Origin of the sequence: Litorihabitans aurantiacus, assembly GCF_030161595.1 — a bacterium.
GTDB classification, from domain to species: domain Bacteria; phylum Actinomycetota; class Actinomycetes; order Actinomycetales; family Beutenbergiaceae; genus Litorihabitans; species Litorihabitans aurantiacus.
In genome coordinates this window covers 1,279,127-1,293,910 of sequence record NZ_BSUM01000001.1, presented here as the reverse complement: position 1 = coordinate 1,293,910, position 14,784 = coordinate 1,279,127, and the positions used below count along the sequence as shown (strand labels likewise).

Genomic DNA, 14,784 nt, shown 5'->3' with positions numbered 1-14,784 from the left:
CCCCGGACCGACGCGTCCCGGCACCAATGAGTCGGGTCGACGCGAGGCGTCATACTGCTGCAGCCGCCACATCGACCCGGTCCTGCCGACCGACCCCGAGGAGCTCCGCGATGACGACGACCCCGACCGCCTCGAGCGCCACCACCTCCGTCCGGGCGAATGACGGCGCCCCCGCCGACGCGCACGACCTGATCCGCGTCGTCGGCGCGAGGGAGAACAACCTCACGGGCGTCGACGTCGAGATCCCCAAGCGCCGTCTGACCGTCTTCACGGGTGTGTCGGGCTCCGGGAAGAGCTCGCTGGTGTTCGGCACGATCGCCGCGGAGTCGCAGCGGATGATCAACGAGACCTACAGCGCCTTCCTGCAGGGCTTCATGCCGAACCTCGCCCGGCCGGAGGTGGACCGGCTCGAGGGGCTGACGACGGCGATCATCGTCGACCAGGAGCGCATGGGCGCGAACCCGCGCTCGACGGTCGGGACGGCCACCGACGTGAACGCCATGCTGCGCATCCTGTTCAGCCGGCTGGGGGAGCCGCACATCGGCTCGACCAACGCCTTCTCGTTCAACGTGCCCTCGGTCAGCGGCGCGGGCGCGACGACGACCGAGCGCAACGGCCGCGTGGTCAAGGAGCGACAGTCGTTCACGATCACGGGCGGGATGTGCCCCCGGTGCGAGGGTCGGGGATCGGTCTCCGACATCGACCTGAGCGAGGTCTACGACGAGAACCTCTCGCTGGACGAGGGCGCGATCAAGGTGCCGGGCTACACCGCCGACGGCTGGATGGTGAAGATCATCGGAGCCTCCGGGTTCGTGGACCCGACCAAGCCGATCCGCGACTACACCCCGCGCGAGCTCGACGACTTCCTGCACCACGAGCCGACCAAGGTGAAGATCGACTCCTCGAGCATGACCTACGAGGGGCTGATCCCGAAGATCACGAAGTCGTTCCTCGTGAAGGACCGCGAGGCCCTGCAGCCGCACGTCCGCGCGTTCGTCGACCGCATCGCGACCTTCGCGACCTGCCCGGACTGCGACGGCACCCGGCTGAACGCCGGTGCCCGGTCCTCGAAGGTCCACGGGCGCAGCATCGCCGACGTCTGCCAGATGCAGATCAGCGACCTCGCGGCCTGGGTGCGCGCGATCGACGAACCGTCGCTCGCGCCGCTGCTGGAGGGGCTGCGGGACACGCTCGACTCGTTCGTCGAGATCGGTCTGGGCTACCTCTCGCTCGACCGGCCCTCCGGCACGCTCTCGGGCGGCGAGGCGCAGCGCACCAAGATGATCCGTCACCTCGGCTCCTCGCTCACCGACGTCACCTACGTCTTCGACGAACCGACGATCGGCCTGCACCCGCACGACATCGAGCGGATGAACCAGCTCCTGCTGCAGCTGCGGGACAAGGGCAACACCGTGCTCGTCGTGGAGCACAAGCCGGAGACGATCGCGATCGCGGACCACGTCGTCGACATGGGCCCGGGTGCGGGCACGCGCGGCGGGCAGGTGTGCTTCACCGGCACCGTCGAGGGGCTGCGGCGCAGCGACTCCGTCACCGGGCGGCACCTCGACGACCGCGCCGCGCTCAAGGGCGAGGTCCGGATGCCGACCGGAGCCCTGGAGATCCGCGGGGCCACGCGGCACAACCTGGACGGCGTGGACGTCGACGTCCCCCTGGGCGTCCTGACGGTGGTGACGGGTGTGGCTGGGTCGGGCAAGAGCTCGCTCGTGCACGGATCCATCCCCGGGCGCGACGGTGTCGTGGTGATCGACCAGGGAGCCATCAAGGGGTCGCGCCGCAGCAACCCCGCGACCTACACCGGCCTGCTCGACCCGATCCGGAAGGCGTTCGCGAAGGCGAACGGCGTGAAGCCGGCGCTGTTCAGCTCCAACTCGGAGGGCGCGTGCCCGGCGTGCAACGGCAACGGGCTGATCTTCACCGACCTCGGCATGATGGCGACGGTCTCGACCGTGTGCGAGGAGTGCGAGGGGCGCCGGTTCCAGGCCGAGGTGCTCGAGTACACGCTCGGGGGCCGGTCGATCGCCGACGTGCTCGCCATGCCCGTGGACCAGGCGGTGGAGTTCTTCGCGGCGGGGGAGGCGCGCATCCCGGCCGCGCACGCGATCGTGACTCGCCTGCAGGACGTCGGTCTCGGCTACCTCGGCCTCGGCCAGCCGCTGACGACGCTGTCGGGCGGTGAGCGGCAGCGTCTGAAGCTCGCGACGCACATGGGGGAGAAGGGCGGCACCTACGTCCTGGACGAACCGACCACGGGTCTGCACCTGGCCGACGTGCAGCAGCTGCTCGGGCTCCTGGACGCGCTCGTGGACACCGGTCGGTCCGTCATCGTGATCGAGCACCACCAGGCCGTCATGGCGCACGCCGACTGGATCATCGACCTCGGGCCGGGCGCCGGGCACGACGGCGGTCGCGTCGTGTTCTCGGGGACCCCGGCCGACCTCGTGGCGCAGCGCTCGACGCTGACGGGGGAGCACCTCGCGCGCTACGTCGGTGCCTGAGCGGGGTCAGGCCCGCGAGTTCGGGACTGACGCTCGAGTTCGGGGCCCGTGGGCCCGAGCTCGGCGCGCCGCCCCGAACTCGGCGGTCACTCCTCACGCGGGGGCTCGCCGCCGGGGGAGTCACCCCAGCGGGGCTCCGTCGCCGTCGCCGTCGTCGGTGGCGGTCCGGTCGCGGTCGTAGGTCAGCATCACGACGCCGTTGCCGTAGACGTGCTGCTCGACGAGGTGCCACCGCGTCGTCGCGACTGGTGCCTCGCCGTCGAACAGCGGCGTGCCGGCGCCCGCGACGACCGGGTTCACCTTGAGGACGAGCCGGTCGACGAGCGGCGCCAGCGTGGCGGCCAGTCTGCCGCCGCCGCACAGCCACACGTCGCCGCCGGGGCGGCGCAGGAGGTCGGCGACGAACGTGTCGGGATCACGGTCGACGATCGTGACCGCCGGGTGGTCGGCGGGCTCGAGCGTGGTCGAGACGACGTACGTGTCCAGGTGGGCGTAGGGGTCGGCGAGACCGGCGTCGATCGCCGGCTGGAACGTCCCGCGTCCCATCACGACGGCGTCCCACCGGCTGCGCGGCGGCGTCAGGCCGGACGCGGCGAGCGCCGGCGTCGGCAGCGCGTCGCTCCAGTCCCGTGCCAGCTCGCGTCCGTAGTCCTCGTCGAACGGGAAGATCGTGACGTCGCCGTCCGGTCCGGCGATGAATCCGTCGAGCGTCGTGGCGACGAAGTAGATGAGACGACGCACGGGGGCTCCTGACGTGACGGGGAGGCGGACGGTGCGACCGTAGGACCGAACCCGCGATGGGCGCACGATCTTTCCGGTCGATCGGTGTCCCGGCACTCGCTGCGCTACCGCCGATAATGGACATTATGTCAGTATGTCTCGGTGCAGCGGTTCCCCGCGCGCCAGGTCTCGGCGTCAGCCGCCCGACGAGTCCGCGCTCGGAACGCGCGATCGCACCCACCGCGTCCGTCGCACCGTCGGTCCGGCCCCCTCGGGCAGGTGCGGGCGTCGAGGTCGACTGCGGGACGCAGGAACGACGCACGCGGGCTTTGGTGCCCGAACGACAGAACACTGCAACGGCGCAGTTGGCATCCATAACATCTTGACGCTTCAGATCTTCTGCTGTTGTTTCGGGGACGAACCTCCCCGGGTGCACCGCACCCGGGCCCCTCCTCTCAGAGAGGTACGACATGACCGGTTCCATCCCACGCCGTCGCTATGGGGCGACCGCCGCCGTGGGTCTCGCCAGCCTGGTGCTGGCCGCCTGCGGCTCGGGCTCGAGCGACTCCCCCACGAGCGGTGAGGGCGGCGGCACCGACGCCGACGCCATCACCTATCTGCACCGGCTCCCGGACGGTGAGGGCATGACACCCGTCTCGGAGATCGTCGACCGGTGGAACGCCGAGAACCCCGACAGCCAGGTCGAGGCGACCAAGTTCGACGGCGCCGCGGCGGAGATGGTGCTCAAGCTCGAGACGGACATCAAGGCGGGCAACGGCGTCTGTCTGGCACAGCTCGGGTACGGCGAGGTACCTGACATGTACGTGAAGGGCCTGGTCCAGGACGTGACCGAGGAGACGGCCCCCATCTCGACGACTTCGCGGCGGGTGCCGTCGCCGGGATGACGGTCGGCGAGACCGTGGTGGGCCTCCCCCAGGACACCGGACCCCTCGTCTACTACTACAACGAGGCGGAGTTCGAGCGCCTCGGACTGACCGTCCCCACCGACGTCGCGAGCCTGACCGTGACGGCCGAGGCCGCCGCGGCCCAGGGGCACTACGCCGCGGCGTTCACACCGGACGAGGCGTGGAACTGGCTGGCCGCTCAGTCCGCCGCGGCGGGCGACACCTGGTTCTCCGCGGTCGACGGCGAGTGGAAGGTCGAGACGGACGGCCCTGGTTCGCAGGTGGTCGCCACGCTCTGGCAGGGCCTGATCGACAGCGGCTCGGTCCCGGTCGAGGAGCGGTGGGCGGACGCTTTCACCCAGATGCTGACCGACGGCCGCCTCATCGGTCACGTGGGAGCCGCCTGGGAGGCCGGCTTCCTCCTGGACCCGCTCGACGGCACCCCGGCCGAGGGACAGTGGCGCGTCGCGCAGCTGCCCGACCTAGGAGCCGGCCCCGTGACGGGTCCGGACGGCGGTTCCGGCGTCGCGGTCATGGAAGGCTGCGAACGCCCGGCCGAGGCCGTCGAGTTCGCGGCGTGGTTCAACACGCAGATCGACGACCTCGCCTCGCAGGGCCTCGTCGTCGCCGCGACCGGCACACCCGCGACCCCCGAGAAGATGACGCGTCAGTTCGGTGGCCAGGACGTGCTGGGCGAGCTCGCGACGGCGAACGCGAACCTCGCACCCGACTTCCCGTACGCACCGGGCTTCGGGTCGTTGATCGCGATGAACGAGCAGGCCGCCAAGGTCACCTCGGGCGCCACGGTGGCGAGCGTCTTCGACGTCGCACAGACGACCGCCGTCACCAGTCTGACGAACCTCGGGCTTCCGGTCTCCGAGTAGAGCGCATGGTCCGGGGCGGGCCCTCCGCCCGCCCCGGACCGCGAGGACGAACAGGGGTGCACCGCGTGACCACATCGACCGACCTCACGGCACCGTCCCGGGCCGGCGGCCCGACGGCCTCCACGGCTGCCGGCGCCTCGCCACCGGGGACGGGGACGTCCGCTCGACGCCGGTCGCGACGCAGCCGTCGCGAAGCGAGGACCGGATGGGCCTTCATGGCCCCGTTCGTGATCCTGTTCGCGCTGGTGTTCGTGATCCCGATCGCGGTGTCCGTCCGCGCGGCGTTCTACGGTGCGGCGCCGGCCGAGAGCACGCTCTTCGGCGGCGGCGAGCTCGTGGAGACGTTCGTCGGCCTCGACAACATCGTCGCGGCCGCCACGAGCGAGATCTTCTGGTCCGGCATCGGCCGGGTGGTGCTCTACGCCGCGTTCCAGATTCCCGTCATGATCGTCGCGGCCCTCGCTCTCGCGCTGCTCCTGGACTCCTTCCTCGTGCGGCGGGTCGCGTTCTTCCGGCTCGCGTTCTTCCTCCCCTTCGCGATCCCCGGGGTGATCGCCGCGATGATGTGGCTCTACCTCTACACGCCCGAGCTGTCGCCGTTCCTCCCCTACCTCCCCAGCGGCATCGACCTCATGTCTCCGCCGACGATCCTGGCCTCGATGGCCAACATGACGACCTGGACGTACACGGGTTACAACATGCTGATCTTCCTCGCCGCCCTGCAGGCGGTGCCCAAGGAGCTCGGGGAGGCGGCACGTCTCGACGGCGCGTCCGGCTTCCAGATCGCGGTGCGGATCAAGGTGCCCATCGTGCGGGGCGCGGCGCTGCTCGCGGTCCTGCTGTCGATCATCGGGACGATCCAGCTGTTCAACGAGCCGGTGGTGATGGAGACGGAGAACCCCTGGATGGGCAAGAGCTACACGCCCATGATGGCGGCCTACGCCTCACTCATGGGCACGGTCTCGCCGTCGGGTAACGGCCCCGCGTCGGCCCTCTCGCTCCTCATGGCCGGCGTCGCCGGCGTGCTCGCCGTCGGCTACGCCCTGATCCAGCGCCGGAGGACCTCATGACCACGCTGACCACCCGCGTCGCTCGCGTCGCCCGGACCACCCGGCGGACCAGGGAGCCCGAGGACCTGCCACCCCGCTCGATCGCCCCGCGCCCCCTCGCGCGCGTCCTGACCATCGCGGTCCTCCTGGTGGCCACGGCCTACTTCGTGCTGCCTGTCGTGTGGCTCCTCATCGCCTCGACCAAGAGCAACGGCGACCTGGTGAGCACGTTCGGGTTCTGGTTCGCCGACATGAACCTGGCCGCGAACTACACGAGCCTGATGGGGTGGACGCAGGGGCTGTTCTGGCGATGGGTGGGCAACTCGATCTTCTACAGCCTGGCAGCCGGGCTCGTCGGGACGCTCGTCTCCGTGATGGCGGGATACGCCGCCGCGAAGTTCGCCTTCCCCGGCAAGCGCCTCGTGCTGGGAGTCACCCTCTCCGGGCTGCTCCTGCCGACGGTTCTCCTGACCATCCCGCTCTACCTCGTGTTCCAGGCGATCGGGCTGACGAACACCCCGTGGGCGGTCATCATCCCGTCGGCGGTCTCGCCGTTCGGCGTGTTCCTCGCGACCGTGTACGCACAGACCTCGGTGCCGGACGAGCTCATGGAGGCAGCGCGGCTGGACGGGGCGGGTGAGGCGAGGATCTTCTTCGACCTCGTGCTGCGACTGCTCGCCCCGGCGATGGTGACGATCTTCCTGTTCATCTTCGTCGCGACGTGGAACAACTTCCTCCTGCCGCTGCTCATGCTGTCCTCCCCCGAGCTCAAGCCCGTGACGCTGGGCCTGTACGGGATGATGAGCTACTTCGACCCCGACAAGGGGGCCGTGATGCTGGGTGCCCTGCTCGGCGTCGTCCCGCTCGTGGTCCTCTTCATCGGGCTGCAGCGCTACTGGCGGTCGGGACTCGCGGCCGGCGCGGTCAAGGGGTGAGGCACGGGGGTCGAGAGCACCCCCGTGCCGTGACCGGGACACCGGGGTCCGTCTCCGGGCGTGATGATGGACCGGTGACGAACCACGAGCGCTCGCCCGCCTGGTGGTTCAGGTTCGACGCCGGGGCCGTGCGTCCAGCCACCGTGCCGACGCTCCACCAGCGCGTGCTCCTGGGACGCGTCCGTGCGCTCGCGGTCGCGCTGCACGAGAGTCATGCTCGCGACGGCGACGGCGACGGCGACGGCGACGGCGCGGTCGCCGTCGTCCCCGCGCGCCGTGACGCGGGCGACCTGCTGGCCGAGTGCTCGACGACGGTGCGTGCGCTCGTCCGTTCGGGGTTGACGACGGACGAGATCGCGACGCACGCGTCGATCAGCGTCGGTTTCCTCGACCGTGCGCTCGACGGCCGCGACGAGCCGGCACCTCGTGACTGAGCCGAGGCCGGTGGCCACCCGCCCTCACGACGCTGCTGCCGCCGGTCCGTAGTCGGCGCTCACGCGCCGCGTGACGCCGTCGAGCGTGACGGTGCCCCCGTAGGGCACGATCCACTGCGGGCGCGTGTGTCCGAACGGGACCCCGACGCACACCACCGCACCGGGGTTGTACCGCGTCACGACGTCGACGATCGCCTCGCGCTGAGCCTCACGGCGGCGCTCCCGCTCGGCCGGGTCCGGCCTGTCCTCGAACGAGCTGACCGGCGGCCTGGCCGCCAGGACGCCCGCGATCTCGCCCAGGATGCCCCGCTCCCCCAGGTTGCGCAGCATCCGGCTGACCGCACCGGCGTCGGGCAGCTCCTCCGAGGTCTCGAGCAGCAGGACGTGGCCGCGCAACGACGACGGCGGGCGCCCCATCCGCCCGGCGGCCAGCACCTGCTCGACCACCTCGAGGCACCCGCCCCACGTCGGTCCGCTCACGGCGGTCTCCGGGCCGTGCCACGACCAGGGCGCCGTCGGCTCCCGGTCGCCGTGCTCGGTCAGCGCCCGCGGGTCCAGCCAGTCGTGAACGAGGTCCTCCGACTCCCCCGGGTCGGTCAGCTCCAGCGCACCGCCCTCGATCAGGGCCGCCCGGAGCGAGCGGACGTGGACGTCGTCGAGCCCCGGCCCCGGTCCGCGGTGCACCTGCGTCGAGCCGCCGTAGAACCCGGCGACGCCCGGGCCCGCGAGCCAGTGCAGCAGGTGGGTGTTGTCGCTGTAGCCGAGGAACGGCTTCGGGTCGGCGCGCACGACGGCCGGGTCGAGGTGGGGCGTCACCGTGATCTGGTCGTCCCCGCCGACGGAGGCGAGGACCGCCCGGATGCTCAGATCGGTGAACGCCGCCTCGAGGTCGTGCGCCCGCGCCCGCGGGTCCGCCCCCACCTGTCGCGTGGTCGGGTACTCGACCGGAACCAGACCCGTCGCCTCCTCCAGGCGGCGCATCGCCTGCTCGTGCACCGCCGGCGCGAACCCCGGCGCGGCGAACGACGGCGAGAGAACGGCCACGCGGTCCCCCGGGCTCGCCTTTGGCGGTTGTCGGAGATCGGGCGCAGGGGCGGCGGCCGCGGTGGTGGTGGGTGCCAGCATCGGGTGAGCCTAGCGGCGTGCGCGATCGTGACGTCGGACCGGGGAACCTTCCACGATGTCGGTGCCCCGCCCTACCCTGGCGCGATGGACGTCATCCTCATCCCCGGGTTCTGGCTCGACGCGTCGTCGTGGGACGCGGTGACGCCCGCGCTGGTGGCCGCGGGCCACCGTGTCCACCCCGTGACGCTGCCCGGCGCGGAGGCGGCGAACGACCGCCGTGCCGAGGTGACCCTGCGCGACCAGGTGGCGGCCGTCGTCGCCCTCGTCGACGAGGTCACCGCCGGTGACGGTGGGGTGGTCCTGGTGGGCCACTCGGGCGGGGCCGCCGTCGTGCACGCAGCGGTGGACGCCCGGCCCGCCGCCGTCGTGCGCGCCGTCTACGTCGACGCGATGCCGCTGGCGGACGGCGAGGTGGTCAACGCCGACCTCCCGGTGGTGGACGGTGTCATCCCGCTGCCCGCCTGGGACGTGTTCGACGACGACGACCTCGTCGATCTCACGCCCGAGCTCCGCGACCGGTTCCGGGAGGTGGCCGTCCCCGTGCCGGCGCACGTCGCGAACGATCCGCAGGTCCTGACCGATCCGCGCCGCTACGACGTGCCCGTGACCGTCGTCGCGTGCGAGTTCGCCTCCGCCGACCTCCAGGTCATGCTCGACCCGGCCCACCCCTGGCACTCCTACGTCCGCGAGATCCCACCGATGCGCGACGTGACCTGGGTCGACCTGCCCACCGGGCACTGGCCGCAGCTCACGCGGCCGGTGGACCTCGGGCGGGTCCTCCTCGAGATCGTCGACGGCGTCACCCACCCCGCGACACCGGGCGCGTGACGACGTGGCCCGGCGATTCGTCCTGCTGCTGCGGGGCGTGAACGTCGGCGGTGTGACGGTCAGGTCGGCGGACCTCCGCTCGACGCTCGAGGACGCCGGCTTCACGGACGTGCGCACGGTGCTCGCGAGCGGCAACGCCGTCGTGGGTTCGGACCGGTCGGAGACCGAGGTGCGTGGTGCCGCGCAGGACGCTCTGCACCGGCGCTACGAGCGCGAGGTACCCGTCGTCGTGCGGACCCTCGACGACCTGACCGGGATCGTCCGGGCGTCCCCTTCCCCGGCGACTCCCCCACGCACCACTGCTACGTCGTGCTCACCGCCGATGCGGGTGACGCGAGCGCGCTGACGCGGCAGCTGGTCGCTCCGGCGGGTGACGGGTCGGAGGAGCAGGTGGCCGGCGGCGAGGGCGCGGTCTACTGGTGGTGCCCCCGCGGAGCGAGTCTGACGACGCCGGTCGCCGAGGAGCTCGCTCGCCGTTCACGCGGTCACGTCGTGACGACGCGGAACCTCCGCACGATGGTGCGCCTGACCGCCTGAACCGTCTCGCCGCCTGAACCGTCTGGCCGTGGAACGCATCGAGCCCGCCGCACGGGGCGACGGGCTCGAGAGCGATGAGGTACGGCGTCAGCCGGCCTGGGCCTTCGCGGCCCGACGACGGGCCAGCTCGTCACCCGGGTGCGGCGCCGCGGCGAGCGACTCCTCGGTCGACTCGACGGGGAAGGTGACGATCGTGGCCTCGACCTCGCGCCACACGCGACCGACGGCGATCCCGAACACACCCTGGCCACCCTGCACCAGGTCGAAGACCTCGTCGGCCGACGTGCACTCGTACACCGAGGCGCCGTCACTCATCAGGGTGATCTGCGCCAGGTCCTCGACGCCGCGCTCGCGCAGGTGCTCGACCGCCTGCCGGATCTGCTGGAGCGAGACACCGGTGTCGAGCAGACGCTTGACCACCTTCAGCATCAGGACGTCGCGGAAGGAGTACAGGCGCTGGGTGCCGGAGCCGGTGGCGGCACGGACGCTCGGCTCGACGAGACCGGTACGGGCCCAGTAGTCGAGCTGGCGGTAGGTGATCCCGGCGGCGCGGCACGCGATCTGGCCGCGGTACCCGGTGTTCTGGTCGAGGTCCGGGAGCTCCTCACCGAAGAGGAGACCCTGGCTGATCTGGTGGGTGGCCGGGGCCGCACCTGCCTCGCTGCTGGACACCCGCATCTCCTCCCGGTCACCGACCGTGACGCCTCATCGTATCGCCCTCGCACGTCGTGGAGAGCTTCCACCCGCCAACCTAGGGACGGCGCCGGGGTGCGTCAACGACGTCCGGCGCGACACGCCGAACGCGTCTTCGTGCGGTGCGCCGCGGCGTGTCTCAACCTCTGGTCGAGGGTCAGACCGGGGCGGCTGGCGGCGCGGTCCTCAGGAGTCGGCGTCGCCGAAGTCCTCGGGCTCGACCCGGTCGAGGAACGCTCGGAACTCCGCCAGCTCCGACTCCCCCGGAGCCCCCGTCGAGGCCGACGAACCCTGGTGTCCGCCGTGGTCCAGGGGCCTCTCCCCCGCCGCCGCGAGGACGTCCGGCGCGCACAGCACGGCCACGTCGGCGCGCAGCGCGATCGCGACGGCGTCGGAGGCCCGGGAGTCGACGCGGGCGCCGTCGTCGAGGACGACCTCGGCGAAGAAGACGCCGTGCCGCAGCGCCACGATCTCCACGTGTGCGACCTCGCCTCCGGCGGCGCGCACGAGGGTCAGCAACAGGTCGTGGGTGAGCGGACGCGGCGGCGCGATCCCCGCGAGCGCGGAGGCGATCGCCGCTCCCTCGCGCGGACCGATGGTCACCGGCAGGACCGTGCCGTCGACGTCGTCGACCAGCGCGAGGACCACCTCGCCGACGTCCGCGTGGACGTCCACCGTGCGCACCGTCATCCGGCGCATCAGAAGAGCCGTTCGACCCCGGAGGTCACCAGGGCGCCGTGCAGACGGGAGAGCAGCGTCGACAGCTCGGTGCCGGCCTGGACGGCCCGCTCCCGGCTCCGCGCGTCCTGCGGCGTGTTCGGACGGCCGCGCAGCGGGAGGTCAGCTGCGCGACGACGTCGACCTGACGGTCGGCGGCGCTGCGCATCAGACGCAGGTGACGCGTGTCGAGGCCGTGGACCGCGAGCTCGGAGGCCAGCTGGACGACCGTGAGGCTCGAGGCCGGGTAGCGGCCCCCGGCGTCGGTCGAGATGAGGCCCGCGCGGTCGAGCTCGGCCACCTGCTCGGGGCTCGCGCCGGCCAGGGTCGCCAGCTCGTCCGGGAGCATCCGACCGCCGCCGGCCGCCGCGGGCTGCGCGGGCAGGGGGACGTCGTCACCGAGCCCGGCGTCGAGCGCCGCGAGCCGCTCGCGGATGACCCGGAGCGGGAGGAAGGAGTCGCGCTGCGCGGCGAGGGCGAACCGCAGCCGCTCGACATCGGCCTCGGAGAAGACCCGGTACCCCGCCGGGGTCCGCTGGGGCGTGACCAGTCCCTGCTCCTCGAGGAAGCGGATCTTGGAGTGGCTGACCGCGGGGAACTCGCGCTTGAGGACGGCGAGCACGGCGCCGATGTTCATGGTCGCCTTGCGCGACGCGCCACGCGGCCACGGCTCGTGCGCGAGCGACGTCAGAGCGGGCCGCTGGCCCGCCTGCTCCTCCTGCCCCGGCGCGCGCGGGGTGTCCGCCTCGCGCGGGGCGGGGCTCACCGACCCTCCGGCGCCCGGTGGGGGCTCGGGTGGAAGGTCAGGCGGAACTTGCCGATCTGGACCTCGTCGCCGCTGCGGAGGGCGGCGCCCTCGATCCGCTCCCGGTTGACGTACGTGCCGTTCAGGGATCCGACGTCGCGGACCTCGAACCCGTCGCCCACGCGGCGGAACTCCGCGTGGCGGCGGGAGACGGTCACGTCGTCGAGGAAGATCTCCGAGCGCGTGTCGCGGCCCGCGGAGGTCACGTCGGCGTCGAGCAGGAAGCGGGCGCCGGTGTTGGGGCCGTGCTGGACGACCAGGAGGGCGCTGTCCGGCGGGAGCGCGTCGATCGCGGCGGCCGCCTGGACCGGGGTGCCGCCGTCGCCACCCTGGGGCAGCCGGTCGCCGTCGGAGACGGCCTCGAGGTGCGCCGTCGTCGGACCGTCGACCGCACCGGGCGTGTGGCCCTGGTCGGTCCCGTCGTACCCAGTCATCGGTTGACTCCTTCGGCGTGCTCGCAGGTCCTCCTCGCCCCTCGCGGGGCGCAGCGCCACCCTATCCCGAACCTTCTGCGCCGTCCGGTGCGCGCGAGGCCCGATCGGGCGTGACGAGGTCGCGGACGGCGAGGATCTCGACCCGGTCGCGGCCCTCCAGCGTCGTGAGGGCGTCGTTGGACCGCAGCGTCGCGAGCGCGCCGCCCGGGATCTGGAGCGCGACCTCGAGGGTCTGCGGGTCGCCGATCGCGCGCACCGTCACCGGGCTCGAGAGTGGTTCGCCGTCGACGACGACCCCGCCGTCCGCGTCGGCGAACCAGGTCGCCGCACCCACGCGCACGCCGTCGATCTCGATCGCCTCGGCGCCGGCGTTGCGCAGCTCCTCGACGAGGTTGACCCACGCGGAGGACGGGACGGTGCTCGCCTGCTCGCGGACGAGGAGGTCGATCCCCGGGCCCTCGACGGCCACGGTTCCCGCGAGGATGCCCTGCACCTGCGCGGTGCGCTCGGCGACCTCCTGCGCGTCGGCACCGGTCCGCAGCTCGTTGCGGTCCAGCGTCAGCTGAGCCTGCTCGGCCTCGAGCTGGTCGTTGCGCAGCGTGATCTCGTCGAGCAGCCGCACGAGATCGTCCTGCCGCATGAGCGCGAGCTCGTCGCTGCGGGTCTGGCGGACCTGCACCACGATCGCGAATCCGAGCAGCGCGCACAGGAGCGCGACCAGGAGCTGCGAGCGGGTGCCCCACCCCGAGCGCGTCGGCCGGTGGGCCGCGGCGCCCGGGCCGGCGTGCGCGGGGTGGTGGACGGCGCCGTGGGCGCGCCCGGGGTCCTCCGCGGTCGCGGGGCCGGCGGGGGTCTCGCCGCCGTCGGGACCGGGTCGCTCCGCCACGCTCATGCCTTGAACAACGAGCGGCGGATCGAGGCGGCGTTGGAGAAGATCCGGATGCCGAGCACGACGACGACGGCGGTGCTGAGCTGGGACCCGACGCCCAGCTGGTCCCCCAGGAACACGAGCAGCGCGGCGACGACCACGTTGGACAGGAACGAGGTGATGAAGACCCGGTCGTTGAAGACGCCCTCGAGCTGGGCCCGGACACCGCCGAAGAGCGCGTCGAGCGCCGCGACCACGGCGATCGGCAGGTACGGCTGGAAGGCCGGCGGGACGTCGGGCGAGAACAGCAGCCCGACGAGGATCCCGAGCGCCAGCCCGATGACGGCGATCACGTGGTCGTCCTCCCTGCTCCCGGGGGCGCCGGAGGCGCGTCGGGTCCGTCGGTGGTGTCGGTGGTGTCGTCGTCGGCCGCCGGGCCGACCGGGACCGCGAACCGGGGCGCGCTGGTGCGGGCCGCCGGCATGGTGACCTCCTCGCGGCTGCCGCTCGTGACACCGATGCGGTAGCGGTCGCGCAGCACGGACAGGTGCGCGGCGGCGCTCGATCCGGTGACGGAGCGACGGATCCGCTCGACGTCGCCGATCGCGAGGACCTCGTAGGGCGAGGTCACCGGGACGAGGTCGATCAGCACGGCCTGGCCGGCCCCGCGGATCGCCCCGGACCCGCTCACGCGCGTGCCGTTGACCGTGATCGCCTCGGCGCCACCGGCGCGCAGGGCGTTGACCACGATCTGGACGTCGACGGCGACCACCTGCTCCTCGGGGTGGGCGCCCGGCTCCTGCGTCGCCTGGGCCGAGTCGCTGAGCGTGATGGCGTAGGCCGGTCCGGTCACGGGTGCGGTGCCGGAGACGACGGCGAGCACCTCGAGCTCCTCGACGAGGGCCGGATCGCTGCCGGCGAGGGCGCGCGAGGAGAGGTCGGAGATCTCGAAGCCGAGCTCGGCGTTCTGCGCGGTGAGGGAGTCCTGGAGCGACGAGCGCTCCTGCACCTGCCCCACGAGCAGGTCGCGGGCGCGGTCGCGCACATCCGTCGGGGCGCGCAGCGCGGTGATCGCGGTGACGAGGCCGGCACCGAGGGCGACGGCGAGCGCCCCCACGGCCACTCGCTCCGCACCGCGGGTGCTACGGCGAGCGTGGGTGTGACCGCGCCGGGCGGCCACCTCGGCGTAGGCCGGGTCGAGCGGGGTCTCCGTGACCTCGCGCAGCAGCGTCATCGAGGCGTCGGGTCGACGCACGAGGTCGATGCTCGGGGAGCCGTGGCTGCTCCCGCCGGTGGCGCTCACCCTCGCAGGCTAGTCGAGCCGTCAGTAGGCT

18 protein-coding genes are annotated in these 14,784 nt (G+C 72.5%); 9 read left to right on the top strand and 9 right to left on the bottom strand.

The window, feature by feature from the left end; all coding sequences use genetic code 11:
- Positions 1-110 precede the first annotated feature (110 nt).
- Positions 111-2,516, top strand: coding sequence for an excinuclease ABC subunit UvrA (locus tag QQK22_RS06060; RefSeq protein ID WP_284250123.1), 2,406 nt, complete (start codon positions 111-113; stop codon positions 2,514-2,516).
- 120 nt (positions 2,517-2,636) lie between these two features.
- Here QQK22_RS06060 and QQK22_RS06055 read toward each other — a convergent pair whose 3' ends face one another.
- Positions 2,637-3,257 carry a dihydrofolate reductase family protein gene (locus tag QQK22_RS06055; RefSeq protein ID WP_284250121.1) on the bottom strand — a complete coding sequence of 207 codons (621 nt, stop codon included), beginning with the start codon at positions 3,255-3,257 and terminating at the stop codon, positions 2,637-2,639.
- 449 nt (positions 3,258-3,706) lie between these two features.
- On the opposite strand from QQK22_RS06055, the gene QQK22_RS06050 reads away from it, so the two are divergent.
- The 5 genes from QQK22_RS06050 (at position 3,707) to QQK22_RS06030 (ending at position 7,443) form a co-directional block, all read left to right on the top strand.
- Entirely contained in the window at positions 3,707-4,141 is a 435-nt protein-coding gene (locus QQK22_RS06050) for a hypothetical protein (protein WP_284250119.1), read from the top strand.
- A complete protein-coding gene (locus tag QQK22_RS06045; RefSeq protein ID WP_284250117.1) occupies positions 4,138-5,025 on the top strand; it encodes an extracellular solute-binding protein in 888 nt (295 codons plus the stop codon). Before QQK22_RS06050 ends, QQK22_RS06045 begins: the two co-directional genes overlap by 4 nt.
- Before the next feature lie 215 nt (positions 5,026-5,240).
- Entirely contained in the window at positions 5,241-6,095 is an 855-nt protein-coding gene (locus tag QQK22_RS06040) for a carbohydrate ABC transporter permease (RefSeq protein WP_284250115.1), read from the top strand.
- Positions 6,092-7,009, top strand: a complete 918-nt coding sequence (locus QQK22_RS06035; protein ID WP_284250112.1) for a carbohydrate ABC transporter permease — start codon at positions 6,092-6,094, stop codon at positions 7,007-7,009. Before QQK22_RS06040 ends, QQK22_RS06035 begins: the two co-directional genes overlap by 4 nt.
- Before the next feature lie 74 nt (positions 7,010-7,083).
- On the top strand, positions 7,084-7,443 hold the full coding sequence (locus QQK22_RS06030; RefSeq protein ID WP_284250110.1) for a hypothetical protein: 360 nt from the start codon (positions 7,084-7,086) through the stop codon (positions 7,441-7,443).
- 24 nt (positions 7,444-7,467) lie between these two features.
- On the opposite strand, the gene QQK22_RS06025 is transcribed toward QQK22_RS06030, so the two are convergent.
- Entirely contained in the window at positions 7,468-8,568 is a 1,101-nt protein-coding gene (locus tag QQK22_RS06025) for a S66 family peptidase (protein ID WP_284250109.1), read from the bottom strand.
- An 84-nt stretch (positions 8,569-8,652) separates the two neighbouring features.
- On the opposite strand from QQK22_RS06025, the gene QQK22_RS06020 reads away from it, so the two are divergent.
- Genes QQK22_RS06020 through QQK22_RS06010 form a run of 3 tightly spaced genes read left to right on the top strand, consistent with a single transcriptional unit; the run spans position 8,653 to position 9,933 of the window.
- Entirely contained in the window at positions 8,653-9,396 is a 744-nt protein-coding gene (locus tag QQK22_RS06020; protein ID WP_284250108.1) for an alpha/beta fold hydrolase, read from the top strand.
- A gap of 4 nt (positions 9,397-9,400) precedes the next feature.
- On the top strand, positions 9,401-9,742 hold the full coding sequence (locus tag QQK22_RS06015; RefSeq protein ID WP_284250107.1) for a DUF1697 domain-containing protein: 342 nt from the start codon (positions 9,401-9,403) through the stop codon (positions 9,740-9,742).
- Entirely contained in the window at positions 9,706-9,933 is a 228-nt protein-coding gene (locus QQK22_RS06010) for a hypothetical protein (protein WP_284250106.1), read from the top strand. Before QQK22_RS06015 ends, QQK22_RS06010 begins: the two co-directional genes overlap by 37 nt.
- A gap of 87 nt (positions 9,934-10,020) precedes the next feature.
- Here QQK22_RS06010 and QQK22_RS06005 read toward each other — a convergent pair whose 3' ends face one another.
- The 7 genes from QQK22_RS06005 to QQK22_RS05975 form a co-directional block, all read right to left on the bottom strand.
- Positions 10,021-10,611: a MerR family transcriptional regulator gene (locus QQK22_RS06005; RefSeq protein ID WP_284250105.1), complete on the bottom strand. Its 591-nt coding sequence runs from the start codon at positions 10,609-10,611 to the stop codon at positions 10,021-10,023.
- Between the two features lie 201 nt (positions 10,612-10,812).
- Complete coding sequence (locus QQK22_RS06000) at positions 10,813-11,316, bottom strand: bifunctional nuclease family protein (RefSeq protein ID WP_284250104.1); 504 nt, start codon at positions 11,314-11,316, stop codon at positions 10,813-10,815.
- A gap of 34 nt (positions 11,317-11,350) precedes the next feature.
- Entirely contained in the window at positions 11,351-12,109 is a 759-nt protein-coding gene (gene ftsR / locus QQK22_RS05995; protein WP_284250102.1) for a transcriptional regulator FtsR, read from the bottom strand.
- Positions 12,106-12,582: an FHA domain-containing protein gene (locus QQK22_RS05990; protein WP_284250101.1), complete on the bottom strand. Its 477-nt coding sequence runs from the start codon at positions 12,580-12,582 to the stop codon at positions 12,106-12,108. The genes ftsR and QQK22_RS05990 overlap by 4 nt, the downstream gene beginning before the upstream one ends.
- A 61-nt stretch (positions 12,583-12,643) precedes the next feature.
- Entirely contained in the window at positions 12,644-13,474 is an 831-nt protein-coding gene (locus QQK22_RS05985) for a DUF881 domain-containing protein (RefSeq protein WP_284250100.1), read from the bottom strand.
- On the bottom strand, positions 13,471-13,803 hold the full coding sequence (locus QQK22_RS05980) for a small basic family protein (RefSeq protein ID WP_284250099.1): 333 nt from the start codon (positions 13,801-13,803) through the stop codon (positions 13,471-13,473). Before QQK22_RS05980 ends, QQK22_RS05985 begins: the two co-directional genes overlap by 4 nt.
- Positions 13,800-14,753, bottom strand: coding sequence for a DUF881 domain-containing protein (locus QQK22_RS05975; protein ID WP_284250098.1), 954 nt, complete (start codon positions 14,751-14,753; stop codon positions 13,800-13,802). The genes QQK22_RS05980 and QQK22_RS05975 overlap by 4 nt, the downstream gene beginning before the upstream one ends.
- Between the last annotated feature and the right edge of the window lie 31 nt (positions 14,754-14,784).